The sequence below is a fragment of the Reinekea sp. genome, from assembly GCF_046710285.1.
Lineage (GTDB): Bacteria > Pseudomonadota > Gammaproteobacteria > Pseudomonadales > Natronospirillaceae > Reinekea.
In genome coordinates this window covers 242,892-269,389 of sequence record NZ_JBKEGY010000002.1, presented here as the reverse complement: position 1 = coordinate 269,389, position 26,498 = coordinate 242,892, and the positions used below count along the sequence as shown (strand labels likewise).

Here is a 26,498-nt window from a genome sequence, read left to right as displayed (position 1 = left end):
GTTGAAACGAGCAGCTTAAAACGTCATAGCCAAACTTACATGCCAACCTTTATCTATTGGCATAAAACCAACGTCTAAATCCAATTTTTCTGTTACAAACCATTGATTCATACCAACAGCCAACAAGGCACCTGCTCCTACATCTACCCAGTCATGCTTCTTAGCATGCACTCGACTGTAGCCAACAAAGCTAGCGGCAATATAGGCGGGCACACCGACATCCCAACCATAGCGTTTTTGTAAAAATGATGCCCCGGAAAATGCTGAACCCGTATGCCCACTCGGAAAACTAAGAGTATTTGAACCATCAGGTCGCTCTTTATTTACCGTGCGTTTTAAAATATGCGTTATCGCAAAGGTGCTGCCATAGGACCATAAAAACTGCTTGCGGCCTTCAGGGTCATCCAATGTGTAAGTTGCAACCAATGCCGTTAGCGGAATTGCAATTTGAATGATGTCGCCCGCAGTTTCAATCTCATCCGCCATAACCGATGTGCTAGCGAATAACCCACAAATGCCCATCGTAAGAATGGTTTTTTTCATTGTTTGAAAATCCTTTAATTTGAGTCAACACGCCCTTTGCTGAAGACCAATTTATTTTCTAATTTTTTCTTGTCGCTTTTTTTAATAAGCACATAAAGCGCCCCTACACTACCATGTTTCTTTTGCGCAGAATGGAACGCTAATACTTCAGGTATTTGCTTCAACCAAGTATTCACACACGATTTTAAAAAGGCTTTTGGCTCACCCAGCTCACCCTTACCGTGCAAAATAATAGCACTGCGAATATCGTACTTTTGGCAATCTTGTATAAATTGAAACACCTCTGTTCTGGCTTGATGCATTTTCTTTTGATGTAAATCTAAGCGAGCATCGAGCGGATACATCCCGCGCTTCAAATTGCGATAAACACCATGCGCCACACCATCGGTTCTATACTCAATAATATCGAGCGGATGTACCAAGTCTATAATTTCTTCAGTCAACGGATTACCCGCCGCCGTCTCCTTAAGCGTAATAGCCATTTGCCGACGTAGGATTAACGAAGGCTGCGCTACCTTTGCCTTACTTAAATCGACCTTTTTCTTAGTGTTGAGAGGCTTAACGCCACGCATTTCTTTCGCAAAAGATTCAAATTCTTCGTCTTCTATCATGATTCACCTATTACAATCGCCCCAGTTTACCTTAAAATACCTTGAGTCGCATGGTGTAAACGTGCAGTAAAAGCCGTTGCTAATAGCTTGGATTTTACCGACTTTGGCGTCATTAGACAGTAACAGCGCCACTTTAAGCGCATACAGCATTTGGAGCACAGACCATGAGTACACACAGTATATTACTGATCGATGACGATAAAGACCTTGCCGAATTACTTGGCGAGTACCTTGAAGTAGAGGGTTATCGACTAGTCGCCGCTCATACTGGCGAGACAGGCATAGATAAACTCAAAGAACATCATTACGATTTAGTCCTGCTCGATGTCATGATGCCAGGCATCGATGGCTTTGAAACCCTCAAGCGTATTCGTGAATTTTCTATCATTCCGGTGTTAATGTTAACCGCTAAAGGCGAAGAGACTGACCGTGTACTGGGTCTTGAATTAGGCGCCGATGACTATCTTGCCAAGCCATATAGCCACAGAGAATTACTCGCCCGTATTAAGGCCCTAATTCGTCGAATTGAATTAGACAAAAACGAAAAAGCTTCCGATCGTGGTATTTTAGCCATTGAAGGAGTCGAGCTAAACTTCGATACCTATCGAGTACACTGCAACGGTCAGCATTTACCTATGACCACCAGTGAATTTAAGGTGCTACGTGTTTTGATGACCAAAGTCGGCAAGGCCGTCCCTAAAGAAGATCTGTACTTAGAAGTACTGGGCCGTGAAATTATGGCTTATGACCGGTCAATAGATATGCACGTGAGTAATGTTCGCCGTAAACTTGCCAGTGCGGGCAACGAAGATTCTATTCAAACCATTCGTGGTGTCGGTTACATGTTTGCAGAGGCAAAATAAAACGTGCATTGGCGTAAACTCAATCCGCTCGGCTCCGTTCTCGGTAAAATTTGGCTGAGCTTTTGGATTACGCTCATTTTCATTGTTTTAGCAGTCTATTTTGTTTCATTTCAGGTGGCACAAACTTATCAAATTGCGCCACCCGCTCCTCGTCATATCGATATTTTAACCAATATTGTTTTGCCCGACTTTACCTATGTTGGCAATGATTACACTCTTATTGCAAACGAACTAGAAGCCTACAATGCACAATCACGCTTACAATGGTATTTAGTTGACAGCGCCTACCAGATGTTAGGCACACCTAAGCCACCGAGTCGTATTCTGGTTATGCTTTCTGAAATGATCGACAAAGAAGGCATGCAAGTTGGCCAGTGGCGTAGTGAAGCATGGCTCGGTCCAATGGATATTCCAATTAATGGCCAAAACTTCCGCCTGTTTTTACGTGGCGTGCCGAATTTACCTCCGGCAAACCTACCCTTTTGGATGGAAAGCCAATGGGTACGCGTCGTCTTTGCGTTAGTCGTTTCTGGTTTGATGAGTCTGATACTTAGCTGGTCTATTGTTCGGCCGCTAGAGAAGTTGCGTACGACGACCAAAGCCCTTGCAAGCGGCACCTTAGACGCCCGCGCAGGTTCTAGCGTGAGCCGAAGAAGCGACGAGATTGGCGAGCTAGGTCGCGACTTCGATGACATGGCCAGCCGCATAGAAAAGCTCGTTGCCGCGCAAAAACGCCTGCTTGGTAATGTTTCACACGAGCTACGCTCGCCGCTAACTCGCTTACAGGTCGCGATGGGAATTGTCCGTCAAAAGTCACCGCCTGAACTCGATAAAGCACTCAATCGTATCGAACGTGAAAGCGATAGATTAGAGAATTTAATTGCCCAAATTTTAAAACTCAGCCGTTTCGAAAACGACATGCTGCATGTTGAATTTCAAAAAGTTGATTTTAGCGAGCTTGTTGCCAAGGTCGTTGAAGATGCCCGTTTCGAATCTTCAACTCGCGCCGTCACCATCACTGACGACTTGGTTGAAAACTGCACACTCTTCGCTGACCCTCAACTCATGCACTCAATTGTCGATAACGTCTTACGCAATGCTCTGAGGTTCTCACCTGAAAATGGCGAACTTAGGGTCGAAATGACACACACCAAAAAGCAGATTAGTTTGTATATTATCGACCAAGGGCCGGGCGTTCCAGATGATAAACTAGCTCGGCTCTTTGACCCTTTTTATCGTTTAGATCAAACCAACACCGGAGCTGGCTTGGGCTTAAACATCGCACTGCAGGCGGTACAACTGCATAACGGTAAAATCACTGCGTCTAATAATAAAGACGGCGGCTTAACCGTTGAAATACTATTGCCCTTAACCTAATGGCAAGAGGACCCCTCTGTGACACCGGCGATAAACTACCTAAAAAAGCATAAAATTCCATTCACCGTGCACAAATACCATGTCGACAAGGAGCTGTCCGATAATTACGGCCAAGCCGTTGCCGATGCCCTTTTAGTTGAGCACAAACAGCTCTTTAAAACCTTGCTAGTGAGTTTAAACGGAGATGATAAAAACCTTGCCGTTTGCATTGTGCCAGTCTCAGATAAGTTAAACTTAAAAAAGGCCGCCAAAGCGCATGGAGCAAAAACAGCGGCCATGGCAAAACCTGAGTTCGCACAACGCGCCACTGGCTATGTCGTTGGCGGTATAAGCCCTTTTGGTCAAAAAAATCGACTACACTGTGCATTGGATAATTCAGCCTTAACACTCGATACCCTGTTTGTCAGTGCAGGCAAACGCGGTATTCAGGTTGAATTAAGGCCGGATCTGTTAGTATCAACATTGAATGCCACCTGTTGCGAGCTTTCTAGTAGCCCTTGAAACTTCACGATTGTTGCGCGAAATTCACAAAACGCAAACCCGCGCTTGAGTGGATAATTGCTTCTGGTAAGGTGGCTTAACCACATAGGAGTTCAAATAAAAATGAAAAAAATACTACTCACCCTAATATCTGTTTTTGCAATCTCATTCGTTAGTGCCGACAACAATTCTGTTGAGGGCATGTGGAAAACAATCGACGATGAGACTGGCGAGGCAAAAAGCTTAGTTAAGATTTGGATTGACGACGGTGAATTGAAAGCTCAAATTACTGAGTTGCTTAATCCAAGCGAGCCTAACCCTGTCTGTAATGAATGCAAAGGGTCTCTTAAAAACCAGCCGATTGAAGGTATGGTGTTCGTATGGGGCTTAGAAAAAGACGGTAATGAATGGACCGGCGGTAAAATTGTCGATCCAAATAATGGCAAAGAATATAAGGCCAAAGTTGAGCTAATAGAAGATGGCGCCAAGCTTTCTGTACGTGGTTTCATCGGCTTCGCTTTGATCGGACGCACCCAAGTTTGGGAACGAATCTAGCAAAAACTAGCTGCGGGCTAACAAAAAAGCACCTGCTCCGATCATAATAGAACCAGCGCTTCGGTTTAGCCGAAGCGTTGCTTTTTCAGACTGAAATAACAACCTCGCTTTCGACGCAAAACCAGCAATACACATTAAACCAATCATCAACGCCACCAGCGTTAAGACGCTCACCAACATAATATCCTGCCCAGTTAGCACTGTTAAATCCATAAAGGTCGGTAAAAAGGCAATATAGAAGAGTATAACTTTAGGGTTAGACGCCGATATCAAAAAGCCTTGAATAAAGCTCATTGTGTGGTTCTTCTTAGTTTGAGTTTGCTCCACCGCCTCGATAGAAACCGGTGCAGTCCACATTTTCCAACCCAAATAAAACAAATACAACGCACCAGCAATGCGAATCACACTAAAAACACTACTGTAATGAGTAGCTATTGTTGCGAGACCAAAGCAAGCGGCGATTAGGTAGAGAATATCACTGATAGTCATGCCAAACGCCAAGAACAAGCACGACCTTGCGCCATGAACCATTGCTTTAGATAAAATTGCAAAAACGCCCGGACCGGGGGTCATACCAAATATCAATACCGCAATAAAAAACGACAAGGCAGATTCAAACGACATACTGATCCTTTAAATTAGGCACGCATAACTACAGAAAACACCCAAATTTACGCTGGGCTGAGGTGCTGTAAAAATAGGGCGTTCATTGGCATGAATGCCAATGAACGCCCCCATAGATGGGTTTACGGCGTCCCTCTTTTTACAGCACCTCAGCCCAAACGCACACGTTTAAGGCAGCACGGGCTAATTGTCTAAAGCTTAATAAAACTCGCCAGAAGCTGACATGGTATTGATAACTGTCAGTGTCTTAACGCCTTCAGCCGTTCCTAGCATCAGCACATCGGCTGGTCGGTTAGCAAACAAGCCATTAGTGACGACGCCCACAATGTTGTTAAGCTTTTGCTCTAAATCTTTCGCGTCGGTAATCTTCAGGCCATGAACATCTAGGATATTATTGCCGTTATCGGTCACGACGCCTTCACGGTAAACTGGCTGTCCGCCTAACTTTACGATTTCACGAGCAACATAGCTGCGTGACATCGGTATCACTTCGACTGGCAGTGGAAATGCACCTAAAGTTTCAACCGCTTTCGAAGAATCGGCGATACAAATGAATGTTTTTGCTACCGCTGCTACTATTTTTTCACGGGTTAATGCAGCGCCACCGCCCTTAATAACTTCAAGCTTTGGGTTCGCTTCATCGGCACCATCGACATAAACCGACATTTGGTCGATATCGTTTAAGTTAAATACTTCTATGCCATGCGACTTTAACCGTTCAGCGGTGGCTTCACTGCTTGCCACTGCGCCTTTAAACTGGCCTTCCAGTTTGCCTAGAGCATCGATGAAAAAGTTTGCTGTAGAGCCAGTCCCTACGCCGATAATAGAGTTTTCGCGCAGGTCTGGTTTAATGTAATCAAGTGCGGCCTGTGCAACTTGTTGTTTTAATTCGTCTTGCGTCATGGCGAACTTCCTTAATTGATGTTGGCTGCCATTATAGTGCTTAGCTTTGGTTTTCTCACCTGTTCACTCAAAGAAAAATTGAATTTCAATAGACCACGCCGGATTTCGGTGCTTTAACGCAATTTTTGCAATACTTTATCGCAACATTTATCTGCTTTAGCGCTAGGGTTAAAGAGCTATAATCCGTACACTAAAGTTTTTATACACCAACAAAGGCTATTTTTCATGCTAGAGCAATACGTTAAGAAAATACTGAATGCCAAAGTCTACGAAGCTGCGATCGAAACGCCCTTAGATGAAGCGAACTCATTGAGTGCTCGCATTGGTAATCGTATTTTGATTAAACGTGAAGATCTCCAGCCTGTGTTCTCTTTTAAATTACGTGGTGCCTACAACAAGATGGCGCACCTGACCGAAGATCAGAAGAAGGCTGGCGTTATTTGTGCCTCTGCAGGCAATCACGCTCAAGGCATTGCGGAAGCGGCTCGTTTAATGAAAGTCAAAGCCACTATTGTGATGCCCGTCACCACACCAGACATTAAGGTCAGTTCTGTAAAATCTCGTGGCGGCAAAGTAGTGCTATTTGGTGATTCATTCGATGTGGCTTACGAACACGCGATAAAGCTGCAAAGCGAACAACAACTGACCTTTGTTCATCCATACGATGATCAACTGGTGATTGCGGGTCAAGGGACCATTGCGCGTGAAATTTTACATCAAATTGGCTCAGAAAAAGTCGACGCGATCTTTGTACCTGTGGGCGGTGGAGGCTTGGCCGCGGGCATTACTGCTTATGTGAAATATTTACGACCCGACATCAAAGTGATCGCGGTGGAATATGAGGATAGCGCTTGTTTAGATGCGGCGATTAAATCTGGCAAGCGTACGACCTTAAAAGAAGTAGGTCTGTTCGCCGACGGAATAGCCGTCGCACAAATAGGCAAAGAAACCTTTAAGGTACTCAAAGAACACATTGATGAAGTGATCACAGTAAGCTCCGACCAAATCTGTGCGGGAATCAAAGATATTTTTGATGATACGCGTTCCGTTGCAGAACCCGCGGGTGCTACGGCCATAGCGGGCATGAAAAAGTACATTGAACGCGAAGGCGTCAAAGGCCAAACCTTTATCAGTATTTGCTCTGGCGCTAACATGAACTTTGATCGCTTGCGCTATGTTGCCGAACGCGCGCAAGTGGGTGAACACCATGAAGCGATATTTGCCGTCACCATCAATGAAAAACCCGGCAGCTTTAAACGCTTTATTTCGCATTTGGGCAAGCGTTCCGTCACCGAGTTTAACTACCGATACAATGACAGTAACAATGCGCAAATTTTTGTTGGTGTAAAAATAAGCAGCGATGAAGAACGTGGCGAGTTACTCAAGCGACTCACAGACGACGGTTACAAAGTGCTCGATTTAACGAAAAATGAAACCGCCAAATCCCATGTGCGCCACATGGTCGGTGGCCACGCACCACAAGCAAAAGATGAAAGGCTTTACCGCTTTGAGTTTCCTGAACGACCTGGAGCTCTTTTAAAGTTTCTCAATACATTGGGGGGGCACTGGAATATCAGCTTATTCCACTACCGAAACCATGGCGCTGCTTACGGCAAGGTGCTTAGCGGTGTGCAGGTGCCTAAATCAGATTTGAAATTGTTCAAAAAAGAGATTGATGCGCTAGGTTATCGTTACTGGGATGAAACCGACAATCCTGTGTATAGCGCTTTTTTGGGCTGAATTATTAAATATCTAGGTGAAGTGCATGTATCAAGAACAAATCAGTGAATATCGTCAGGCATTTAATCAAAGCAAGCATGTCATGGTGCGTCACGCAAAGCGCGGCATGAAAGAAACGCTCGAATCGCTGGCACAGTATGTCAATGACGAGGATGCTCCCGATCTCTATGGCAGTGGCGAGCTCATTGAAGGCTTTGAACGCCAAGTTGCTGATTTACTCGGTAAAGAGGCAGCTTTATTTTTACCCTCAGGTACCCAGGCTCAACCCATTGCGTTACGCATTTGGGCTGATCAGGCGCACACACCCTTTGTTGCCATGCCCGCGACCAGTCATGTACAACTGCACGAACATAACGCTTATCAAGTATTGTATAACCTTAAAGGTATTATGCTAGGTGATGAGCACCGGGTGCCTACTCTAGACGATTTAAAACAGGCGGCTCTTGACCCGCTAGCGGCAATATTACTCGAATTACCAATGCGCGAAATTGGCGGACAATTGCCTAGCTGGGAAACACTCGTTGAACAATCAAACTGGGCTCGGTCACAAAATATTAAACTGCATATGGATGGCGCACGTCTCTGGCAGTGTCCTAGCTATTACCATAAATCATTAGCTGAAATATCAGCCTTGTTTGACTCTGTTTACGTCAGCTTCTATAAAGACTTAGGCGGCATGGCTGGGGCAGTTTTGGCCGGTGATGCTGATTTCATTGCTAAAGCAAAAGTTTGGCAACGCCGTGCAGGGGGTAATCTCTATGCACTTTACCCTTACGTTTTAGCAGCGAAACAAGGCTTAGCTAAGCATCTCGACAACATATCTCGCTATGCATTTCATTGCCATGCCTTTGCAAAGGTTCTGAACCAAACTAACGGCGTACAAACTTGGCCCACGCAGCCACAAACCAATATGTTTCGTTTACGCATAGAAACCGACCCTGAGCGGTTTTTTGAAAAAGCACTGCAATGGGTACAAAAACGGCAAGTTGCGATATTGCCACCCCCCTATCGAGTGGATAACGGCCTGCTCTGGTTCGAGCTAAGCTTCGGCGATGGCTGCGAAACCCTGTCTGAAGCCCAGTGGAATGAACATTGGGACGATTTTTCAACCTCTGTTCTGAGCTAAGAAATTATTACGCCATGGGCGAAAATTGTATCTTTTTCACACACTACAGGTATAATTCGCGCCCTTGAATTTTAATACCGGAAAACGAATACAGTGATCGATAACTTACGTAATATTGCCATTATTGCCCACGTAGACCACGGGAAAACCACCCTAGTCGACAAACTCTTGAGCCAGTCAGGCACCTTAGGCCGTAAAGACCAAGGCAACGAGCGGGTCATGGACAGCAACGACCAAGAAAGAGAGCGTGGCATCACCATTTTGGCGAAAAATACCGCTATTACGTGGAACGATTACCGTATCAACATCGTAGACACCCCTGGACACGCCGATTTCGGTGGTGAAGTAGAGCGTGTACTTTCGATGGTCGATTCTGTATTGCTGTTAGTCGATGCGGTTGATGGCCCAATGCCTCAAACTCGTTTCGTAACGGCAAAAGCATTCGCTCAGGGCCTAAAGCCTATTGTTGTTATCAATAAAGTTGACCGCCCTAGCGCTCGAGTTGATTGGGTTTTGGATCAAGTATTTGATTTGTTCGATCGCTTAGGTGCAACTGAAGAACAATTAGATTTCCCAGTGATCTACGCCTCTGCCCTTAACGGCATTGCAGGTCTTGATCCTGAAAACATGTCTGATGACATGGAACCTTTGTTCCAAATGATTACAGAGCGCGTACCAGCACCACAAGTAGACTCTCAAGGCCCATTCCAAATGCAAATTTCTGCTTTGGACTACAACAGCTACGTAGGTGTTATTGGTGTTGGCCGTATTACTCGCGGTAGCGTAAAGCCTAACGATCAAGTTGTGATTGTCGATCATGAAGGCAAAACTCGTAAGGGTAAAATTTTACAAGTCATGGGTTACCATGGCCTAGATCGTGTGCCTGTTGAAACAGCAAACGCAGGTGACATTGTTTGTATTACGGGTATCGAAGGCTTGTCTATTTCTGACACTCTTTGTAACCCACAAACAATTGAAGCATTACCAGCATTGTCGGTTGATGAGCCTACGGTCAGCATGACATTCCAAGTAAACGATTCTCCGTTTGCGGGTAAAGAAGGTAAGTTCATTACCACTCGTAATATTAAAGAGCGTTTAGATCAGGAATTGATCCACAACGTTGCTTTACGAGTTATTCCTGGTGACACGCCCGACAAATTCAAGGTATCGGGTCGTGGTGAATTACATTTATCTGTGTTAATTGAAACGATGCGTCGTGAAGGCTTCGAGTTGGGTGTTTCCCGACCAGAGGTTGTACAGCGTGTTGTCGACGGCGTTACTCAAGAGCCGTACGAGCAAGTTGTTATTGATGTTGAAGACCAGCATCAGGGCGCAATCATGGAAGAGATGGGTTTGCGTAAAGCAGAGCTAACCAACATGGAGCCAGACGGCAAAGGCCGTACCAAACTTGAATTCATTACCCCTTCACGCGGACTTATTGGTTTCCGTGGTTTGTTCCTAACCCTAACATCGGGTTCAGGTATTATGACTAGCATCTTTGATCACTATGGTCCGATCAAAGAAGGTGAAGTGGCTAAACGTCAGAACGGCGTACTTGTTAGCATGGTTAAAGGTAAAACATTAGCTTACGGTTTATTTCCACTGCAAGAACGTGGCCGTTTATTCCTTGGTCATGGTGTTGAAATTTATGAAGGTCAAATTGTTGGTATTCATAACCGCACCAATGACTTAGTGGTAAACCCAACCAAGGGTAAGCAGTTAACCAACGTTCGCGCCAGCGGTACTGATGATGCGTTAACGCTTTCACCACCTATTACTCACACCTTAGAACAAGCCCTAGAGTTTGTTGAAGACGATGAGTTAGTTGAAGTAACACCTGAGAGCATCCGCATACGTAAGAAGTTCTTAACAGAGAACGAACGTAAGCGCGCAGGCCGCGGTAAGTAATAATCTAAACTTAAAAAAACCTGCTTAATGCAGGTTTTTTTACTTAGTGCTTTACTCCTGAAATATAGCTTGCGACCTAGTCAAGGTGGTTAATTTCACACCCCATTTTTCTAAGCCCTTTTTGCTATACACATATTGACCAGAAACAGACGTGATTGGCGGGACATTCTCTACAGAGATCCCTCTAAGAATTAGCTGTGCTAATCGAGCCGCGGCTTTGCCTTCTTCATAAGCGGTAATAGAGTAGCCACCGATCGCTTTATCTGCACCTATAAATATATTCCAGAATGAAAATACCGGGATAACAGACTCAGCTCGCAAATACTCCATGGCAGTTGCCGGCGCAAAGTATGTGTCATCGCTCCACCTTAAGGTGTGGTAAGTACCAATAATGATCGCGTCATATTCTTCTTCGACAGCCGTCTGCACTTTTTCTTGCCATAGTTCGGCACTGTTAGACAGAAAGAAATTAACCTGCGTATTTTGAATAAACACCTCACGCTGATCCCCGTAGGTTTCGTAAACCGCATTTTGCATGGTCACGGAGTCATCCATCAAAACTAAAAAGCGCTTGTTTCGTGCTGTTACTTTTCTCAGATGGCGAACACTCTGCTCAAAGAACGGCCGCTCTAAAACACCCGTCACATTTAAACTACCTTCAACGCCATAGTCTTTTAAAGTTCCATTAACACCTAAGAAAACTACCGGAATGTCGCTACCATTTAATGCCGACCCGACTGATGCCATCGCGTTATCATCGCCTACAATGACAACATCTGGACGAGTCTGTTTGATCTCCTCAACAACTTGCTTAGCAGTTTCTTGCCATTCATTGGCTTGTTTACGCTTACTGTCTAGCTCCCGAATAATGTAATTATGCTCCGCCCCAAGTACATACTTTAACGAATCAATATACTCTGCATCCCATTCGTACTCGATATTGTAGCTTTGTACAATAAAGACATCGGCAGCAAAGGCTGGCAATACAAAGAAACCAATTAATACAAACAAGTACTTCTTTAAATTTATCATTTAGCTCACTTTAGTTCTTATTGTTTTCATCCAACAATAAAGTAAACAATATGCTGTAACCTCCTCCATTGTATGGAGTCTAGTACCAATATATGACCACCAATTTGATCATGTTTTGCCCGATTGAAGTGTAAAAAACGCGGTAAGAGTAGACTTTTATTTTAAAAACTATATATTAGAAAATGCTAATTTAAAAACACTTAAGCTTGGAGAATTGTATGGACTTTTTAGTTGAATATGAGTCTTTCATCAGGTTTGCGGCCTTCGCTGGCGTGCTCGTTTTAATCACATTAATAGAGTGGAAGATAGCTTTTCGAAAGAGCCGACTGTTAGATATTCGCTGGCTCAGCAACTTGTCTTTAACATTTGTAAATACTCTACTTGTTAAAGTACTGTTGCCGTTAGGCGCCATGGGTGTCGCTTATTGGGCGGTTATGAATAACGTTGGATTATTCAATATAATCAATGTGCCTACTTGGTTAGCTATTATTGGCGGCGTACTTATTTTGGACTGGGTAATTTGGTTTCAGCATTTATTAGTTCATCGAGTTCCATTATTTTGGCGATTTCACCGTGTCCACCATAGCGACCCTGAGTACGATGCGACAACAGCCTTGCGATTTCACCCCGTTGAAATTTTATTTTCGATGTTGATTAAAATAACCATCACGGCGTTATTCGGTATTCCTGTTGCGGCGGTAATTCTATTTGAAGTCATACTAAATGGTATGGCGCTGTTCAACCATGGCAACTTTAGACTACCGAGTAGAGCTGAGGCCATGTTAAATAAAGTTTGGGTTACGCCAGATTTTCATCGCATTCATCATTCAATTAAACCCAAGGAACACCACAGTAACTTTGGATTTAATTTATCAATATGGGATCGACTGTTCGGAACTTGCACAAAACCTGAAACTGTTATTCAAGAACAGTTAGTCATTGGCTTAACGCAATTTGATAACCGCGCTCAAACAACTAAGATCTCTGGCTTGCTGAGTATTCCGTTTAAATAAAAACAATGAAGGGTAACGCCTTTTTAAGGGCGTTTATCGACTCGGCAGTAATCCTAATGACGTAAGCGGTACACCTGCTTTTTGTAACGCCAGTTGCAATGTAGAGCGAATAACTTTTGGGTCATCTAAGTTTAATAAACCGTTCGTCACTGCTGTTGCCCAAGCCGAATCAATCTGACGCAGCACTGCTTTAACTCGCAGTAAGTTTGCACTGCTCATTGATAAATTTCGATAACCTAAGCCCAACAAAGTTACAGCCCCTAAAGGGTCGCCGGCAAGCTCGCCACATAAGCTCACTGGTATATCGGCTAAGGTACATTCATCAACAATAATTTTAAGTGCCTTCAATACAGCAGGATGCATACTGTCATAAATATCGGCTACTCGTGGGTTATTTCGATCTACGGCTAATAAATATTGCGTTAAATCGTTACTGCCAACCGACATAAAATCGACCAATGGCACGAAATCTTTAATAAGGTAAACGGCTGAAGGCACTTCAATCATTACACCAACATCTGGTGTTTCAACGGCCACGCCGTCTTCATTTAATTCAAAAATTGCGCGATGAATAATTTCAAGTGACTCCTCAACTTCACCAATACTGGTGACCATCGGCAGCATTATTTTTAAATTATTTAGACCCACACTGGCTCGCAGCATAGCTCGAATTTGAACAATAAATATTTCAGGATGATCGAGCGTAACGCGCAACCCTCGCCAACCTAGAAAGGGGTTATCTTCGACAATAGGAAAATATTCTAAGCTTTTATCACCACCAATATCGAGCGTACGCATGGTCACTGGCCGCGGATAAAAGTTTTCTAACTGCGAACGATAAATTCTCGCTTGCTCTTCTTCACTAGGAAAGCGGCCGAGCATCATAAAGGGGACTTCGGTACGAAACAGCCCAACACCGTCTGCACCAGAATCTTTCGAACGCAAAATGTCGGTTTGTAAGCCGGTATTCACCATTAGGTTCATGGCCAAGCCATCGGCTGTTTCTGCAGGCAAATCAATTAAGGCATCTAGCCCTGAGACCCGAGCTTTTTCATCTTTTACCAAGGCTTCGAAATGAGCCCGACGGTCTTCTGATAGCTGGTAATAAATAATGCCCCGATAACCATCAACCACCAGCTCTTTACCATCGAGGTCGGTCCAGGGTATATCCTGTGCACCGAGGACAGTTGGAATATTTAAAGCGCGTGCCAGAATTGCAAGATGTGAATTCGCGGAGCCTTTCGCACAAACAATACCAGCAATGTGCTCAGGGTCTATTGTGCCAAATACCGTTGCCGATAATTCTTCGCCTATTAGGATTGCGCCTTTCGGAATGACACGCTCAGTTTCATTTGCTAGCAGCCGGTTCAATAAACGCTGGCCTAGATCTCGCATATCTGCAGCACGTTCACGCAGATAGGCATCTTCCATTTCTTCAAAGTGCTGTATATAGCCACGCATGACCGTTGCTAACGCACTCGTAGAACTTTCACCTTCTTTAATATGCTCAAGTACGGTACCACCGACGGCTTGATCGTTTAAAATGCCTGCATAAACGTCGAATAATGCAAGCTCTTCTGGACGTAACTCGCTCTCTAGTCGCCTGCGCGTGTCCGATAAGTCAGAACGCACATCGGCAAGGGCCTGACTAAAACGTTCTTGCTCACCCTTTATATCATCGGTGGCATGAAAGCGAACGCTGTCCAATTCAACTTCAGAGGAAATGACATGACCTAAGCCAATGGCCACGCCAGTTGAGCAGGCTACGCCGGTAAAACGAATGTCCTCTAAACTTTGCTCGCCTATAAAGTTCATGCCACTCAAGGCGCCGGTTGCTTCTGCGTTAGCGACGATCCCAGCCATTTGCGCTGATAAGGTGACTAAAAATGCTTCAGCTTCATCACTAAAACGCTCTTCACTAAAACGCTGAATGGTTAATACGCCCAGTAGCTTTCGGTTATGAATAATAGGTACCGCTAATAGTGCACGGAATTTTTCTTCGCCAGCTGATGACACCGCGTGGAAATTTGGATGAAGAGTCGAATTTGCTAAGTTTAGGGGTTCTTCACGCTTACCCACTAAACCAATTAGACCTTCATTTTGAGTGAGAGTAATTTTACTGCTTGAGCCTTCTTTTAAACCGTCGGTGGCCATTAAGACATAACGTTCGATATCGGAATCCCAAAGAAACACCGAACAAGCATCTACATCCATACCTTCTCTAACCATCGTCGTCAGACGCTTTAGAGATAAATGCAAGTTGCGCGAGCCTGTAACAGCCTCAACGACCTTACGTAATAAACTCAGTAGATCAGGCATAGGCTTCCGTTGTTTTGTGTACTCTAGGGCCGAGTTCCGTTAAGGCTTGCCGGTAAACATCTCGTTTAAATGACACAACCTTTGATAAAGGGTACCAATAAGACACCCACTGCCAGCCATCAAACTCAGGATCATCGCAAGCATCGAAGCTCACTCGGCTATCTTCGCTGAGCATGCGCAATAAAAACCACTTTTGTTTTTGTCCTACACAGATAGGGAGGGTATTTTGGCGAATCATACGTTTGGGGAGTCGATACTTAAGCCAACCACGGGTGCATGCAAGAATATCGACATCGTCTGGGTCTAGACCGACTTCTTCTTTTAGCTCACGATACAATGCTTCGACGGGTGTTTCGTGTTGGCGAATACCACCTTGAGGAAACTGCCATGCATCTTGACCAATACGGCGAGCCCATAATACTTGGCCAGCGGTGTTGGTTAATATAATGCCAACATTTGGGCGAAACCCATCTGAATCGATCATATAAATCCCATCGTTAATCTGCTTTTTGAAACGCCCTATTATCTCAAGCGATGAATAACCATTGTTTCACAAGCTGTAAAAAAGCGCCATAAACTCTTAACAGCCCGAATTGATGCATTAAAAGAGCTGAACTTAATCTTCGAAACGCGCTAAAATGGCCTGTTACAGCCCTAAAATACAAGGAACTATCGTGACACTGGCTTTATTTGATCTAGATAATACATTAATTAAAGGCGATTCAGACCATGCCTGGGGTGAGTTCCTAGTGTCTCACAACCTGGTAGATGCCAATCAAGTGCGTGAAGCCAATGATAAGTTTTTACTCGATTACCAAAACGGTCGCTTAGATATACACGAATACCTCCGTTTTGCTTTACAGTTTTTTGCCAATAAAACTCCGGCTGAGCTGGCTCCGCTACATGAGCAGTTTATGGCAGAATACATTGAGCCCATTATATTGCCCAAAGGGCTCGAACTCATTAAAAAGCACGCTGACGCTGGCCACACCCTTGTTATAATTACGGCAACCAACCGTTTTGTCACTGGCCCTATCGCCGAGCGGCTTGGCATTAGACACCTAATTGCTTGCGAACCAGAAATGAAAGATGGCAGATATACTGGCAGTGTCACTGGCACGCCTAGCTTTCAACATGGTAAGGTAGTTAGATTGCAGCAATGGTTAGAGCAATATGATAGCACTCTAGAGGGCAGCTATTTTTACTCCGACTCTCACAATGACTTACCATTGCTCGAACAGGTTGACCATCCGGTAGCTGTAAATCCTGATGATCGATTGCGTGCAATAGCGCAACAACACTCATGGAACGTAATGGACTTACGAGGCGACGCGTGAAGCGACTGATTACATTTACTTGCACATTATTAGTGTTATTAACCGGTTGTAGTAAACCCGAAACAGACATCGAGATAACTTCATCCGATGGCAGTACGGCTGTTTCAGAACCAATTTCTGAACTCAACATTACTGAACGAGTTGTTGATCTTTCTCCGATATCTGGTGCATTTCAAACTGCCGCACAAACTGCAATCCGCTCAACCGTAGCGCAATGCCAAGAAATGAAGAGCAAGATATTCAATTTTATCTCCAACCCAAATGAACAAACACAAACTTCAGCCCAAGCAAGCTACAACAGCTGTCATCAAAATTGGGCTAAAAGTGCATTTTATTTCACTGAAGCCTTCAATTTAAATGAATCCCAAGGTCTAAAGAGAATGGTCGACCTTATTGATACTCGGCCTTATTTAGCGGGCTATATTGATGGCATTCCAGAATACCCATACAGTGGTCTTATTCACGAGTTAGAACTGCCAATCAATCTTGATACGTTGCGCGGCCAGCATCGTTTAATGGATGAAGACTCAGCTTCGCTAGGCTTCCCAGTTATCGAGTTTTTCTTATGGAAAGGCCCGCTGAACGAGCATTGGCAGGCACAATCAGATGAAGATGCACAAAACCTGATTAATCGTCGACAAACCTATTTAAAAGTAGCAACCGAGCACCTTATTGAGCAACTTCTCAAGGCTCAGTATCGCTGGCGCGACAACGGTGAATTTAATCAATTACCTGATCGCGCCAAGTTCAATGTTGAATTGAAAACACTGCAACGCTTTACCATGGCCGAACTTCTGAATCGTATTTTTAAAGATTCTACGCTCGTAGAGCCGGAGTGGGTTCATCCTGCGCAATTTGCTGGTAATGGCCGAATCTACTTACTCAACCAACTTGAAGAGCTGTCTGTTTTGTTGGGCACGGTAGAAACCCCAACACCGCTAAGTGAATGGCTGGGTAATGAGGAGGGCCTTGGTGTAAACGCCCAAGAATTGCAACAAGCATTAGCCGCCTCTATTGAAGCAGCAAGCAAGTTGCCCGCGAACTTCCCGTTCGAAACTGAAGCAGGCGAACAGTGGAACATGGCACGTCAACAGATAGCAAAGCTTGCGCTGGGTATTACTCAGGTGTCACAACACTTAAAACTAAATGTTGTGACCCAGTAAAGTGCTATAAACTAGGGTTAATTTGCGCAAAAATAGCCTTGATATACCGTGTTTCTGGTACGGCAGGCAGCACCGGGTGATCAGCTCCCTGATAACCCTCAGACAAAATCATCGCGTGGCGCTCTAACTTAGTAGCGCTAGCGCGAATCATATCTCTCAGCCGCTCACTTTCTAAATGCATAGAACAGCTTGCACTCACGAGGATGCCGCCATGATTGACTAACTTCATAGCTGCATCGGTAAGCTTTTGGTAGGCGCGTTCACCCGCAGCCATATCTTTACGGCGCGCAATAAAGGCAGGCGGGTCAACAATGACAATATCAAAACGGCTCTTTTCTTTATGTAACTCTGACAACACGTCAAAGGCATCGCCTTGGCGAGTTGAAACTTTCTCACTCACGTTATTGAGCCGAGCGTTATCCATGACACCAGCTAAAGCCAATTCAGATGCATCAACACAGGTCACTTGCTCTGCGCCAGCATTGGCGGCAGTTAAGCCCCAGCCACCCAAATAGCTGAATACATCCAACACCGTTTTACCTTTCGCATAAGATGCCGCTAAGGCGCGGTTTGGACGATGGTCATAAAACCAGCCTGTTTTTTGCCCAGTCATTAACGGTGCTAAGAAGCGCGTACCATTTTCGACCAACTCGACTTGATCAGGAACCTCACCAAAGCCTATTTTGACATAAGACTCTAAGCCTTCGACGGCGCGCATTTTGCCATCGTTCTTCAATAATATGCCTTTTGGCTGAACTAACCGCTGTACGTGATCAAGAATGGCGTCTAAGTGCTGCTCCATGCCCGCGGTGGAGATTTGAATGGTCAGCACATCAAAAAAACGATCGATCACCAAGCCCGAAAGCCCATCGCTGTCACCAAATACCCAACGGTAACAAGGCTGGTCAAAACACTGATCTCTAATAGCTAAGGCCTGCTTCAAACGGTTTTTAAGTAACGAACTACTTAATTGACGGTCCGCTTTACGGCTCACTAACCGGCCACAAATTAAAGCCGTGGGGTTAACCATAAAGCTGCCCAAATTGCGCCCGTTTGAATCGACAATGTTAATGACTGAGCCTGGTTCAACATCTTTTAAAGGCGCGAACTTGTTATCGATTTCATTGCTGTAAACCCAATGATGACCTGCTCGTATGCGACGCTCTGCGCCCTTGTTTAATTTTAGAACTTGAACCATAGTTTTCTTAACGCTCATAATTAGTTTAATTGGTTCAATTTGAACCCTGTATAAAATATCGGCTGCTGGTGGCAAGCAAACATAGCCTTAATCCGGCAGGTAGTCTTCATCACTTAATAGGTAATGCAATAATCCAAGATCTCGAACCGCGACAAAGTGCGGATTCAGGGTATCTTTTTTGCCATAGTCAATGGGCGAACCATCCCACCGCACAATGCCGCCGCCAGTTTGTTCTAATATAGCTTGTGGCGCTGCGGTATCCCATTCACTGGTGGGTCCTAAACGCGGGTACAGATCACCTAAACCTTCCGCTAAGCGCATAAATTTAAGTGCGCTGCCGAGTGATTCTTTGGTTACATTGAATCCAGCAAGCGACAATCGTTCAACCCAGGCGCCTTGCCATTTCGAACGCCGTGAACCCAACGCAATGAGTTCTTTGCTGCTAGAGCCTGCACATAATGGCAGGAATTTCTCAGCTGTGCCGGTAAACGCACCTAACTGACGCCCGCCCCACCAAGCAATCTGGCTTTGCGGTTGATACAACATACCAAAAATAGGTTGGTGATCTCGCATTAAAGCAATATTAATAACAAACTCACCCGTTTTATGAATAAACTCTCGCGTACCATCCATCGGGTCTACTAACCAATACAGCGGCCAGTCTTTGCGCGCTTCGTAACTCGGCAAAGCCTCTTCAGATACCACAGGGCAATTAACAATAGCCGGTAGCCCACGAACTAGAATATCGGAAGACGCAAGATCTGCAGCAGTGACCGGAGTATTATCTGATTTTGCGGTTTCATGCCAGGTCGATTCATCTAAATAGATCGCCAAAATAGCTTCACCTGCTTGTTGAGCTAAACGGTATAACGGCTCAATATCGGCGGAACTAATCGGAGAAGAGGAGTGCTTTATCATGCCACTAAGGTTACCTAAGAATTCAGGTTGAATCTTACCACGACCAAGATAATCCAACGACCAAAGCTTGCAAAAAAGAAAAATGCCCTTAACTTGAGACATACGATACCTAACACGCACATGATGACAGAAGTGAACCCGCCATGGTCGAATCAAATACGCCCGTTCGTTTAGATAAATGGCTCTGGGCGGCTCGGTTTTATAAGACACGAGCGTTAGCCAAAGCGGCGGTTGAAGGGGGCAAGGTTCACTACGGTGGCGCAAAGGCCAAGCCTAGCCGCACAGTCGAAGTTAATGTCGAAGTACGGTTACGCGTCGGCTGGGATGAAAAAACAGTCATCATTGAAGCGATATCAGATCAAAGACGTGGCGCACCAGAAGCACAGCTTTTATATCGTGAAACGCCCGACTCAATTCAAAAGCGAGAAGCCTTAACGGTTCAACGTAAAGCAATGAATGTTAGTCAGCAATATACCGACCACAAACCAAACAAAAAGGAACGACGACAAATTCATCGTTTCAAAACCAAATCTACTGAGTAATTCAAGGCCCATTATGACTTTACACGATGCAACCCAGCGCTTTTTATTTGAAGACACGCCTATCCGCGGCGAACTCACTCAGCTGGAAACATCGCTTCACGATGTATTCAGTAAACATAATTACCCAACATCAATTGAAGCGTTACTTGGGCAGTTTATGGCCGCGGCCGCAATGCTCAGCGACACCATAAAGTTTGATGGCACCTTATCTTTGCAAGCTCGCGGTGCGGGTCAGGTTCGCACCATCATGGCAGAGTGCCGAGACAACCGTGCACTGCGTGCCATTGCCCAATATAACGATGATTTCGATGAAGCAGGCCCACTCTTAGGCGAAGGCCAGATGGCCATTACCATCGAGCCGACCAAGGGTAAGCGTTACCAAGGTATTGTGCCGATTAATGACACAGAGCTTTCTTTGGCTGCCGTGCTTGAAGACTACTTTCAACAATCTGAACAAATTCGAACACGTATTTGGTTGTTTTCCAATGCCAAGCAAGCCGCCGGCTTAATGATTCAGGCAATGCCTAGCTCCGCCAGCGAAAGCAGCTTAAGCGAAGATTCCAACCTAGAGACTTGGAATCGAGTCATCCACTTGGCCAGTACAACTTCTGAAGATGAAATTTTGTCGTTAGAGCCAGAAACCATGTTAAACCGCCTATTTCATGAAGAGACAGTGCGAGTTTACCCAGCTCGTAGCCTAGAGTTTGAATGCACATGCAGTAAAGACAAAACAGCAAACGCCATTAGAACACTGGGTGAAGATGAAGCGTTAGATATCGTCAAAGAAATGGGCCATATTGACCTAGATTGCCAATTTTGCCGTGAAAAATACGCGTTTGGCCCAGAAGATGTTGTCGAATTATTCAAAGCAGAGGGTGACTCCACGCTTAATTAGCCACCCTTTAATGTGAAAGCTCGTAGTAGCTTACGAGTTTTCAAACATCCGCTCTCCTAATTGATCTACCATCATTCGGGCCTTCATTGCTGTAATTCTGATGGCTTCATCTTCTGAAGGGATTAAATCTGCACGCACAAAGGCGTGACGTTTAGTCTCCGCGCCTTCTTCATCTTGCTCGATAACACCGGATACACGGTACTGACCGCCCTCGTTAATTGGGGTTGCGGCTATTCGAAAGCCTTTATAGTCTTCCCAATCTAATGTTGCGACGACTGTTGTTTTGCTTTTTTTAAACCAACCAAACATAACACTTCCCTAATTTATCGACATAATGCTTAAAAGCTATTATTGAACGGCAGTTTTTTGGACGCCAGTCAATTTTGCGTATATTTTCGCAACATAAGATTACATTTACGTAACCTTGCCTTGCAAAACGTTACCCTACTCAAAAAAGTGTTACCCCTATTCCCAAAAGGTTACTTCTGGCACGGTAACAAACCGTGTTAACTTGTTCAAAAATAGATCAACAATCTATAAACCATTGATTTATAAGGAGTTTTAATTGTTGGCACACCAAGTGCTATTACTACCGCACAACGATTAAAAGACACTCGAAAACAAAAACAATAAAAGAGTGGAGTTAAGAACAACTGGCGCCCGCCTAAAAACAAGAATAAGGGCGCTGTTTTTATTTCTAGCCGACTAAAAACAAAAATGGCTAGAGCTATTACTTCTCGATCCAGCCCTGTAGTTCCTGTTGTACCAACTCCCTGATCATTTCCATTGCTTCATCACTGTCATTTAAACATGGCAAAACATCATATTGCTCACCACCAGCGGCCTCAAAGACTTCTTTGCCTTCCATTGCAATCTCTTCTAGCGTTTCTAAGCAATCCACCACAAAACCTGGCGTTAAGACTAAAATATCTTTTACACCCTTTTCTGGCAGGGTCGTTAACGTTGCATTGGTGTAGGGTTCAATCCATTTAGCTTTGCCAAACCGGCTTTGAAATGTCACTAAAACATCTTCAGCAGACCAACCTATCGCTTCTGCAATTAACCGGCCGGTCACAAAACAATGGCACTGATAAGGGTCGCCCGACTCAATGAAACGCTCCGGCAGGCCATGAAATGACAGCATAATTTTCTGTGGTACCGTTTTACGCTGTGCCAAATGTGCTTTTAATTGCGTTGTGATTGCACCTATATAATGGCTACTTCGGTACCACGGGTGGGCAATACGTATGGTTGGCTGCCAACGCAGGGTTTTTAAGTGATCAAACACAGCATCTGAAACTGTCGCGTTGGTCGTCGCTGAATATTGCGGGTACATCGGTAGCACAACTATACGATCGCAGCCTTTCGCCTGTAACTCTGTCAATCTGTCGGCTATGTTCGGTTGGCCATAGCGCATTGCCCAAGTAACATCTAACTCAGGCATCGCTTTAGTCAGTTTGTCAGCTTGTTGGCGCGTGTAGTAACGCAGTGGCGATTCATCGATGTCTTTCATCCAAACTTTGGCATATGCCTGCGCTGACTTTTTTGGTCGTGTATTTAAAATAATTCCATTCAACAACGGCCACCAAATGAGCCTTGGAATTTCAACCACACGACGATCAGATAAAAACTCTTTTAAGTAGCGACGAACACTCTTTGGGCTTAGATCATCTGGTGTGCCTAGATTCACCAGCACCACGCCAATCCGACCAAGCTTAACGGTAGGGTGACCCTCTGGAAAATTTTTCATTAATTAACCTTTTGTTAAAAATAGCTTGTTTGCTAAGTCTGCTCTGCGTCATTATCGTATGAGAATCCTAAACGAATACAATAATAATGACCTCTTGGATTATATTAGCCTGCGCTTTTTTATATGTTGCCAGTTTATTCGCAATTGCGATCTATGGTGATTCTGAGCGCGGCATTGCTAAAACAAAATCATATTCGCCACTAATTTATGCACTATCGCTTGCTGTCTATTGTTCAAGCTGGACGTTTTATGGCGCTGTTGGCACCGCTGCAAGCTCTGGCTGGGGGTTTTTACCCATTTATTTGGGACCTTTATTGGTCTTTATATTTGCCGGACCCTTGCTGAATAAGTTAGTGCGCGTTGGCAAGCGCCAGAATACCACGTCTATTGCCGATTTTCTGGCCTCTCGTTATAGTAAAAAGCGTGGCATTGCCTTTCTTGCCACCCTCATCTGCACTGTCGCAGGCATCCCTTATATTGGCTTACAGCTAAAAGCGGTCACTAATAGCATAACGGTTGTTAGCCAAACGTCATCTATGCCATTAAATTCATCGAACACGGCACTCTTTGTCGCTATCGCGATGATTATCTTTGCAATTTTGTTCGGCACCCGTCAGGTAGATGCCTCAAAACATCATCATGGCATTATGCTCACCGTTGCGTTTGAATCACTGGTTAAACTTAGTGCGCTCGTCGTTCTTGCGCTCTATGTAGTATTTTACTTTTACTCAGGTTTTGGTGAGTTTAGAGGTGAGCTTGTGGCCACAGGACAGTTTAACTGGACCGGTTTAAATATGAGCTTCTTAACTCAACTGTTATTAGCGTCCAGTGCGGTTTTGGTATTGCCCAGACAGTTCCACGTGATGGTGGTTGAAAACACCCATCGATCTCACCTGGAAACTGCGCGCTGGGTGTTCCCTTTGTATTTAATTATTATCAGTATTGTTATTTTGCCGATCACCGCCGCTGGTTTACGTTTATTCCAGAGCGCCGATATTAACGCTGATACCTATGTACTTTTATTACCTCAAGTTGCAGAGCAAACCTGGTTAGTATTGCTGGTCTTTATTGGCGGTTTTTCTGCATCGGTTGCTATGATTGTGATTACAACACTCGCGTTATCTACCATGTTAAGTAATGACGCCCTATTCCCCATGCTAATACGGAATCGCTTAGCGCAAGACTCACAACAAGTTGCCAACTGGCTGATTCAAATGCGCCGGTTTATTATTATTGGGGTAATTTTATCAGCGTGGATGTATTCGGTTGTTTTTGGGCAAAGTGAAGCCCTGTCAAAAATTGGCTTACTGGCCTTTTCTCTCGTGGTGCAATTACTACCCGCTCTGCTACTCGGTCTGTATTGGCGCGATGCTCACTACCGAGGAGCTTACGCAGGCATGTTAGTCGGCAGTTTAACTTGGGCGTGGACATTGTTGGTGCCGATGCTCAGTGACGTTGGTTTTATTTCTACAACACTTCTTGAACAAGGCCCATGGGGGGTTAGCTGGCTCCGCCCTGAACAATTGCTGGGATTTCAGTTTACAGATGCATTATCTCACGGCGTTTTTTTTAGCTTAGTGTTTAACCTCTCTTGCTTTGTTTGGTTCTCAATGCGCGCAAAGCACTCTTTAGCTGATCGATTTCAAGCATCTGCGTTTGTACAATTAGATAAGCATTTATTAACCAACCAACCTAAAAAATCGGAACGAAAAATTCGTTCCGCTGACCTGGTTTCAATGCTGGAACGTTTTGCAGGTACCGCACAAACGCGGCGCTGGATTAGTGATTTTGAACGAGTCAATCATTTCAGAATTATTGACGATGAACCGCCTGCAACAGAATTAATTCGTTACATCGAGCGAACATTATCAGGCGTAATTGGCGCCAGTTCAGCACGAGCAATGATACATTCAGCTGTGGCTGGCAGCGTATTACACCTCGAAGATGTGGTGACTTTTTTTGATGAGACCACCCGCGCTATTCAGTTTAATCAAAAAGTATTATCTTCAACGTTAGAAAACTTAGACCATGGCGTGTCGGTAATTGACCGAGACCTACGCCTAGTCGCTTGGAACCGTATGTACGTAGAGATGTACCCATACCCTGTCGAACTACTAAAAGTAGGCACCCCTATTGCTGATTTAGTACGCTACAACGCTGAACGTGGCGAATGCGGGCCTGGTGATGTCGACGATCATGTCATTAAGCGCGTAGAGCACTTACATTCGCCCGCCCCTCATCGTTTTATTCGCGTACGCGTAGACGGCAGCGTCATCGAAATTAAAGGCAACCCACTGCCGGGTGGAGGCTTTGTAACTACGTTTAACGATATTTCTGAATACGTTAAAGTACAAAATGACCTGAAAGAATCAAAAGATAACCTTGAGAAAAGAGTGCAAGAACGCACGCGAGAATTGCGCAACGAAATCAATGAACGTGAACGAGCCGAAGATTTACTATTCGAAGCAAAAAACGAAGCCGAGCTAGCCAACGAAAGTAAAACCCGATTTTTGGCCCTCGCCAGTCACGATATTTTGCAACCGCTCAACGCCGCTCGCCTCTACAACACGGCGTTACTCGAACGTTATACAAACGATGAAGTTGTGGTAAAGCTGGAGCATTCATTGAAAACAACAGAAGAGTTGTTATCGACGTTGCTGGAAATTGCCAAGCTCGATGGCAACCCACAGAAACCTGAATTAGAACCGGTCGACTTAGACCCACTCTTCCACTCCATTGCTAACGAGTTTTATTCAATTGCCGAAGAGAAAGGCTTGCGGCTCATAGTGCGACCGAATCGGTTTTTTGTCTTGTCAGAGTCTCGGCAGCTGCGACGAATTGTCCAGAACCTAGTATCCAATGCCGTTAAGTACACTCAACAGGGGTCTGTTTTACTGGCCGCACGTAAGCGTGGAGACACCGTTCTGATACAGGTGTGGGATACCGGTCTTGGCATTGCCGAAGCAGATCAACAACGCATCTATCATGACTTTAGCCGCTTAGATCAACATGCCCAATACGCGCACGGTGTTGGTTTAGGGCTCAGTGTGGTTTCTCGCATTAGTGAACATTTGGGGCACCCTATTTCAATAAAATCACGCGTAGGCAAAGGCTCTTGCTTTGCGCTCGAAACACCACTGAGTGATTATGAGAGACCTTCTGCATCCAAGCCCAGTGTGAGCCAAGCTCACAGCGCACTGAGTTTAACGGTAGCGGTTATTGACAACGACCAGGACAATGTTGATGCACTCACCACTCTGCTTTCGGCTTGGGGCTGTCGGGTTATTTCAGCCACTGAAGAACAGGGCGCGAAAAACCTGATTAGGCCTGATGCACTTATTATTGATTATCAGCTCGGCGAACAGCTCACAGGGTTTGATCTCTTTGATATGCTTACTAAGCAATGGCAGGCAAAAGTCCCGGCTATTTTGGTGACGGCCCATGGCGACAGTGACTTAAGCAGCTTAGCGATGAAGCGTGGCTTGGTGTTTTTAGCGAAACCGGTCAAACCTGCTGCTTTGCGTGCACTACTCAAACCCATAGCCGCTGACAAAATTGGGATCTAGGGCACGGTATTCTATTTTGAATCTGGCTATATTAG

General features: G+C 44.8%; 24 protein-coding genes. 13 read left to right on the top strand and 11 right to left on the bottom strand.

All coding sequences use genetic code 11. The features are described from left to right. Positions 1 to 15 precede the first annotated feature (15 nt). A complete protein-coding gene (locus ACI882_RS02830; protein WP_411742814.1) occupies positions 16 to 543 on the bottom strand; it encodes a phosphatase PAP2 family protein in 528 nt (175 codons plus the stop codon). 14 nt (positions 544 to 557) lie between these two features. After that, positions 558 to 1,154, bottom strand: a complete 597-nt coding sequence (gene smrA / locus ACI882_RS02825) for a DNA endonuclease SmrA (protein WP_411742815.1) — start codon at positions 1,152 to 1,154, stop codon at positions 558 to 560. A gap of 164 nt (positions 1,155 to 1,318) precedes the next feature. On the opposite strand from smrA, the gene ACI882_RS02820 reads away from it, so the two are divergent. The 4 genes from ACI882_RS02820 (at position 1,319) to ACI882_RS02805 (ending at position 4,429) form a co-directional block, all read left to right on the top strand. Beyond that, on the top strand, positions 1,319 to 2,017 hold the full coding sequence (locus ACI882_RS02820) for a response regulator transcription factor (RefSeq protein WP_411742816.1): 699 nt from the start codon (positions 1,319 to 1,321) through the stop codon (positions 2,015 to 2,017). A gap of 3 nt (positions 2,018 to 2,020) precedes the next feature. Further along, complete coding sequence (locus ACI882_RS02815; RefSeq protein ID WP_411742817.1) at positions 2,021 to 3,394, top strand: sensor histidine kinase; 1,374 nt, start codon at positions 2,021 to 2,023, stop codon at positions 3,392 to 3,394. Between the two features lie 18 nt (positions 3,395 to 3,412). Next, a complete protein-coding gene (gene ybaK, locus ACI882_RS02810) occupies positions 3,413 to 3,895 on the top strand; it encodes a Cys-tRNA(Pro) deacylase (protein ID WP_411742818.1) in 483 nt (160 codons plus the stop codon). A gap of 102 nt (positions 3,896 to 3,997) precedes the next feature. Then, on the top strand, positions 3,998 to 4,429 hold the full coding sequence (locus ACI882_RS02805; RefSeq protein ID WP_411742819.1) for a DUF2147 domain-containing protein: 432 nt from the start codon (positions 3,998 to 4,000) through the stop codon (positions 4,427 to 4,429). A 6-nt stretch (positions 4,430 to 4,435) separates the two neighbouring features. Here the strand turns inward: ACI882_RS02805 and ACI882_RS02800 are convergent, their stop codons facing one another. Beyond that, positions 4,436 to 5,053 (bottom strand): LysE family translocator, encoded by a 618-nt coding sequence (locus tag ACI882_RS02800; protein WP_411742820.1) that lies wholly within the window; start codon positions 5,051 to 5,053, stop codon positions 4,436 to 4,438. Between the two features lie 198 nt (positions 5,054 to 5,251). Continuing rightward, positions 5,252 to 5,956 carry a ribose-5-phosphate isomerase RpiA gene (rpiA, locus tag ACI882_RS02795; RefSeq protein ID WP_411742821.1) on the bottom strand — a complete coding sequence of 235 codons (705 nt, stop codon included), beginning with the start codon at positions 5,954 to 5,956 and terminating at the stop codon, positions 5,252 to 5,254. Between the two features lie 225 nt (positions 5,957 to 6,181). Here rpiA and ilvA point away from each other — a divergent pair, with 225 nt between their 5' ends. The 3 genes from ilvA (at position 6,182) to typA (ending at position 10,730) form a co-directional block, all read left to right on the top strand. Further along, the gene (gene ilvA / locus ACI882_RS02790; protein ID WP_411742822.1) at positions 6,182 to 7,696 is read left to right on the top strand and encodes a threonine ammonia-lyase, biosynthetic; all 1,515 of its coding nucleotides are present in this window, start codon (positions 6,182 to 6,184) and stop codon (positions 7,694 to 7,696) included. Between the two features lie 25 nt (positions 7,697 to 7,721). Next, positions 7,722 to 8,822 carry a threonine aldolase family protein gene (locus ACI882_RS02785; RefSeq protein ID WP_411742823.1) on the top strand — a complete coding sequence of 367 codons (1,101 nt, stop codon included), beginning with the start codon at positions 7,722 to 7,724 and terminating at the stop codon, positions 8,820 to 8,822. Between the two features lie 93 nt (positions 8,823 to 8,915). Next, the gene (gene typA / locus ACI882_RS02780; RefSeq protein ID WP_411742824.1) at positions 8,916 to 10,730 is read left to right on the top strand and encodes a translational GTPase TypA; all 1,815 of its coding nucleotides are present in this window, start codon (positions 8,916 to 8,918) and stop codon (positions 10,728 to 10,730) included. 51 nt (positions 10,731 to 10,781) lie between these two features. On the opposite strand, the gene ACI882_RS02775 is transcribed toward typA, so the two are convergent. Beyond that, the gene (locus ACI882_RS02775; protein ID WP_411742825.1) at positions 10,782 to 11,762 is read right to left on the bottom strand and encodes an ABC transporter substrate-binding protein; all 981 of its coding nucleotides are present in this window, start codon (positions 11,760 to 11,762) and stop codon (positions 10,782 to 10,784) included. Between the two features lie 218 nt (positions 11,763 to 11,980). On the opposite strand from ACI882_RS02775, the gene ACI882_RS02770 reads away from it, so the two are divergent. Further along, positions 11,981 to 12,775: a sterol desaturase family protein gene (locus ACI882_RS02770; RefSeq protein ID WP_411742826.1), complete on the top strand. Its 795-nt coding sequence runs from the start codon at positions 11,981 to 11,983 to the stop codon at positions 12,773 to 12,775. A 33-nt stretch (positions 12,776 to 12,808) separates the two neighbouring features. On the opposite strand, the gene ptsP is transcribed toward ACI882_RS02770, so the two are convergent. Together ptsP and ACI882_RS02760 are read right to left on the bottom strand one after the other, a co-directional pair. Beyond that, the gene (gene ptsP, locus ACI882_RS02765; RefSeq protein WP_411742827.1) at positions 12,809 to 15,094 is read right to left on the bottom strand and encodes a phosphoenolpyruvate--protein phosphotransferase; all 2,286 of its coding nucleotides are present in this window, start codon (positions 15,092 to 15,094) and stop codon (positions 12,809 to 12,811) included. Continuing rightward, positions 15,087 to 15,578 carry an RNA pyrophosphohydrolase gene (locus ACI882_RS02760; protein ID WP_411742828.1) on the bottom strand — a complete coding sequence of 164 codons (492 nt, stop codon included), beginning with the start codon at positions 15,576 to 15,578 and terminating at the stop codon, positions 15,087 to 15,089. The genes ptsP and ACI882_RS02760 overlap by 8 nt, the downstream gene beginning before the upstream one ends. Before the next feature lie 190 nt (positions 15,579 to 15,768). On the opposite strand from ACI882_RS02760, the gene ACI882_RS02755 reads away from it, so the two are divergent. Together ACI882_RS02755 and ACI882_RS02750 are read left to right on the top strand one after the other, a co-directional pair. Beyond that, positions 15,769 to 16,431 carry an HAD family hydrolase gene (locus ACI882_RS02755; protein WP_411742829.1) on the top strand — a complete coding sequence of 221 codons (663 nt, stop codon included), beginning with the start codon at positions 15,769 to 15,771 and terminating at the stop codon, positions 16,429 to 16,431. Then, positions 16,428 to 17,594 carry an imelysin family protein gene (locus ACI882_RS02750; RefSeq protein WP_411742830.1) on the top strand — a complete coding sequence of 389 codons (1,167 nt, stop codon included), beginning with the start codon at positions 16,428 to 16,430 and terminating at the stop codon, positions 17,592 to 17,594. Before ACI882_RS02755 ends, ACI882_RS02750 begins: the two co-directional genes overlap by 4 nt. 4 nt (positions 17,595 to 17,598) lie before the next feature. Here ACI882_RS02750 and ACI882_RS02745 read toward each other — a convergent pair whose 3' ends face one another. Further along, positions 17,599 to 18,792: a class I SAM-dependent rRNA methyltransferase gene (locus tag ACI882_RS02745; RefSeq protein ID WP_411742831.1), complete on the bottom strand. Its 1,194-nt coding sequence runs from the start codon at positions 18,790 to 18,792 to the stop codon at positions 17,599 to 17,601. Between the two features lie 87 nt (positions 18,793 to 18,879). After that, positions 18,880 to 19,812, bottom strand: coding sequence for a 3'(2'),5'-bisphosphate nucleotidase CysQ (locus ACI882_RS02740; protein WP_411742832.1), 933 nt, complete (start codon positions 19,810 to 19,812; stop codon positions 18,880 to 18,882). A 41-nt stretch (positions 19,813 to 19,853) separates the two neighbouring features. On the opposite strand from ACI882_RS02740, the gene hslR reads away from it, so the two are divergent. Beyond that, positions 19,854 to 20,252 carry a ribosome-associated heat shock protein Hsp15 gene (gene hslR / locus ACI882_RS02735; RefSeq protein ID WP_411742833.1) on the top strand — a complete coding sequence of 133 codons (399 nt, stop codon included), beginning with the start codon at positions 19,854 to 19,856 and terminating at the stop codon, positions 20,250 to 20,252. Between the two features lie 13 nt (positions 20,253 to 20,265). After that, positions 20,266 to 21,147 carry an Hsp33 family molecular chaperone HslO gene (gene hslO / locus ACI882_RS02730; protein ID WP_411742834.1) on the top strand — a complete coding sequence of 294 codons (882 nt, stop codon included), beginning with the start codon at positions 20,266 to 20,268 and terminating at the stop codon, positions 21,145 to 21,147. A gap of 30 nt (positions 21,148 to 21,177) precedes the next feature. Here the strand turns inward: hslO and ACI882_RS02725 are convergent, their stop codons facing one another. Both ACI882_RS02725 and hemH read right to left on the bottom strand, forming a co-directional pair. Continuing rightward, positions 21,178 to 21,456, bottom strand: a complete 279-nt coding sequence (locus tag ACI882_RS02725; RefSeq protein ID WP_411742835.1) for an HlyU family transcriptional regulator — start codon at positions 21,454 to 21,456, stop codon at positions 21,178 to 21,180. Between the two features lie 421 nt (positions 21,457 to 21,877). Further along, the gene (gene hemH, locus ACI882_RS02720; RefSeq protein ID WP_411742836.1) at positions 21,878 to 22,897 is read right to left on the bottom strand and encodes a ferrochelatase; all 1,020 of its coding nucleotides are present in this window, start codon (positions 22,895 to 22,897) and stop codon (positions 21,878 to 21,880) included. Positions 22,898 to 22,983: 86 nt separating this feature from the next. On the opposite strand from hemH, the gene ACI882_RS02715 reads away from it, so the two are divergent. After that, entirely contained in the window at positions 22,984 to 26,463 is a 3,480-nt protein-coding gene (locus ACI882_RS02715; RefSeq protein ID WP_411742837.1) for a sodium:solute symporter family transporter, read from the top strand. The last annotated feature ends 35 nt before the right edge of the window (positions 26,464 to 26,498 follow it).

Bases quoted from the DNA above. Each gene is read 5' to 3' on its own strand.
- ACI882_RS02830 (WP_411742814.1), bottom strand. From the start codon at position 543: ATGAAAAAAACCATTCTTACGATGGGCATTTGTGGGTTATTCGCTAGC.
- smrA (WP_411742815.1), bottom strand. From the start codon at position 1,154: ATGATAGAAGACGAAGAATTTGAATCTTTTGCGAAAGAAATGCGTGGC.
- ACI882_RS02820 (WP_411742816.1), top strand. From the start codon at position 1,319: ATGAGTACACACAGTATATTACTGATCGATGACGATAAAGACCTTGCC.
- ACI882_RS02805 (WP_411742819.1), top strand. From the start codon at position 3,998: ATGAAAAAAATACTACTCACCCTAATATCTGTTTTTGCAATCTCATTC.
- ACI882_RS02800 (WP_411742820.1), bottom strand. From the start codon at position 5,053: ATGTCGTTTGAATCTGCCTTGTCGTTTTTTATTGCGGTATTGATATTT.
- rpiA (WP_411742821.1), bottom strand. From the start codon at position 5,956: ATGACGCAAGACGAATTAAAACAACAAGTTGCACAGGCCGCACTTGAT.
- ilvA (WP_411742822.1), top strand. From the start codon at position 6,182: ATGCTAGAGCAATACGTTAAGAAAATACTGAATGCCAAAGTCTACGAA.
- ACI882_RS02785 (WP_411742823.1), top strand. From the start codon at position 7,722: ATGTATCAAGAACAAATCAGTGAATATCGTCAGGCATTTAATCAAAGC.
- ACI882_RS02775 (WP_411742825.1), bottom strand. From the start codon at position 11,762: ATGATAAATTTAAAGAAGTACTTGTTTGTATTAATTGGTTTCTTTGTA.
- ACI882_RS02770 (WP_411742826.1), top strand. From the start codon at position 11,981: ATGGACTTTTTAGTTGAATATGAGTCTTTCATCAGGTTTGCGGCCTTC.
- ptsP (WP_411742827.1), bottom strand. From the start codon at position 15,094: ATGCCTGATCTACTGAGTTTATTACGTAAGGTCGTTGAGGCTGTTACA.
- ACI882_RS02760 (WP_411742828.1), bottom strand. From the start codon at position 15,578: ATGATCGATTCAGATGGGTTTCGCCCAAATGTTGGCATTATATTAACC.
- ACI882_RS02745 (WP_411742831.1), bottom strand. From the start codon at position 18,792: ATGGTTCAAGTTCTAAAATTAAACAAGGGCGCAGAGCGTCGCATACGA.
- ACI882_RS02740 (WP_411742832.1), bottom strand. From the start codon at position 19,812: ATGTCTCAAGTTAAGGGCATTTTTCTTTTTTGCAAGCTTTGGTCGTTG.
- hslR (WP_411742833.1), top strand. From the start codon at position 19,854: ATGGTCGAATCAAATACGCCCGTTCGTTTAGATAAATGGCTCTGGGCG.
- hslO (WP_411742834.1), top strand. From the start codon at position 20,266: ATGACTTTACACGATGCAACCCAGCGCTTTTTATTTGAAGACACGCCT.
- ACI882_RS02725 (WP_411742835.1), bottom strand. From the start codon at position 21,456: ATGTTTGGTTGGTTTAAAAAAAGCAAAACAACAGTCGTCGCAACATTA.
- hemH (WP_411742836.1), bottom strand. From the start codon at position 22,897: ATGAAAAATTTTCCAGAGGGTCACCCTACCGTTAAGCTTGGTCGGATT.
- ACI882_RS02715 (WP_411742837.1), top strand. From the start codon at position 22,984: ATGACCTCTTGGATTATATTAGCCTGCGCTTTTTTATATGTTGCCAGT.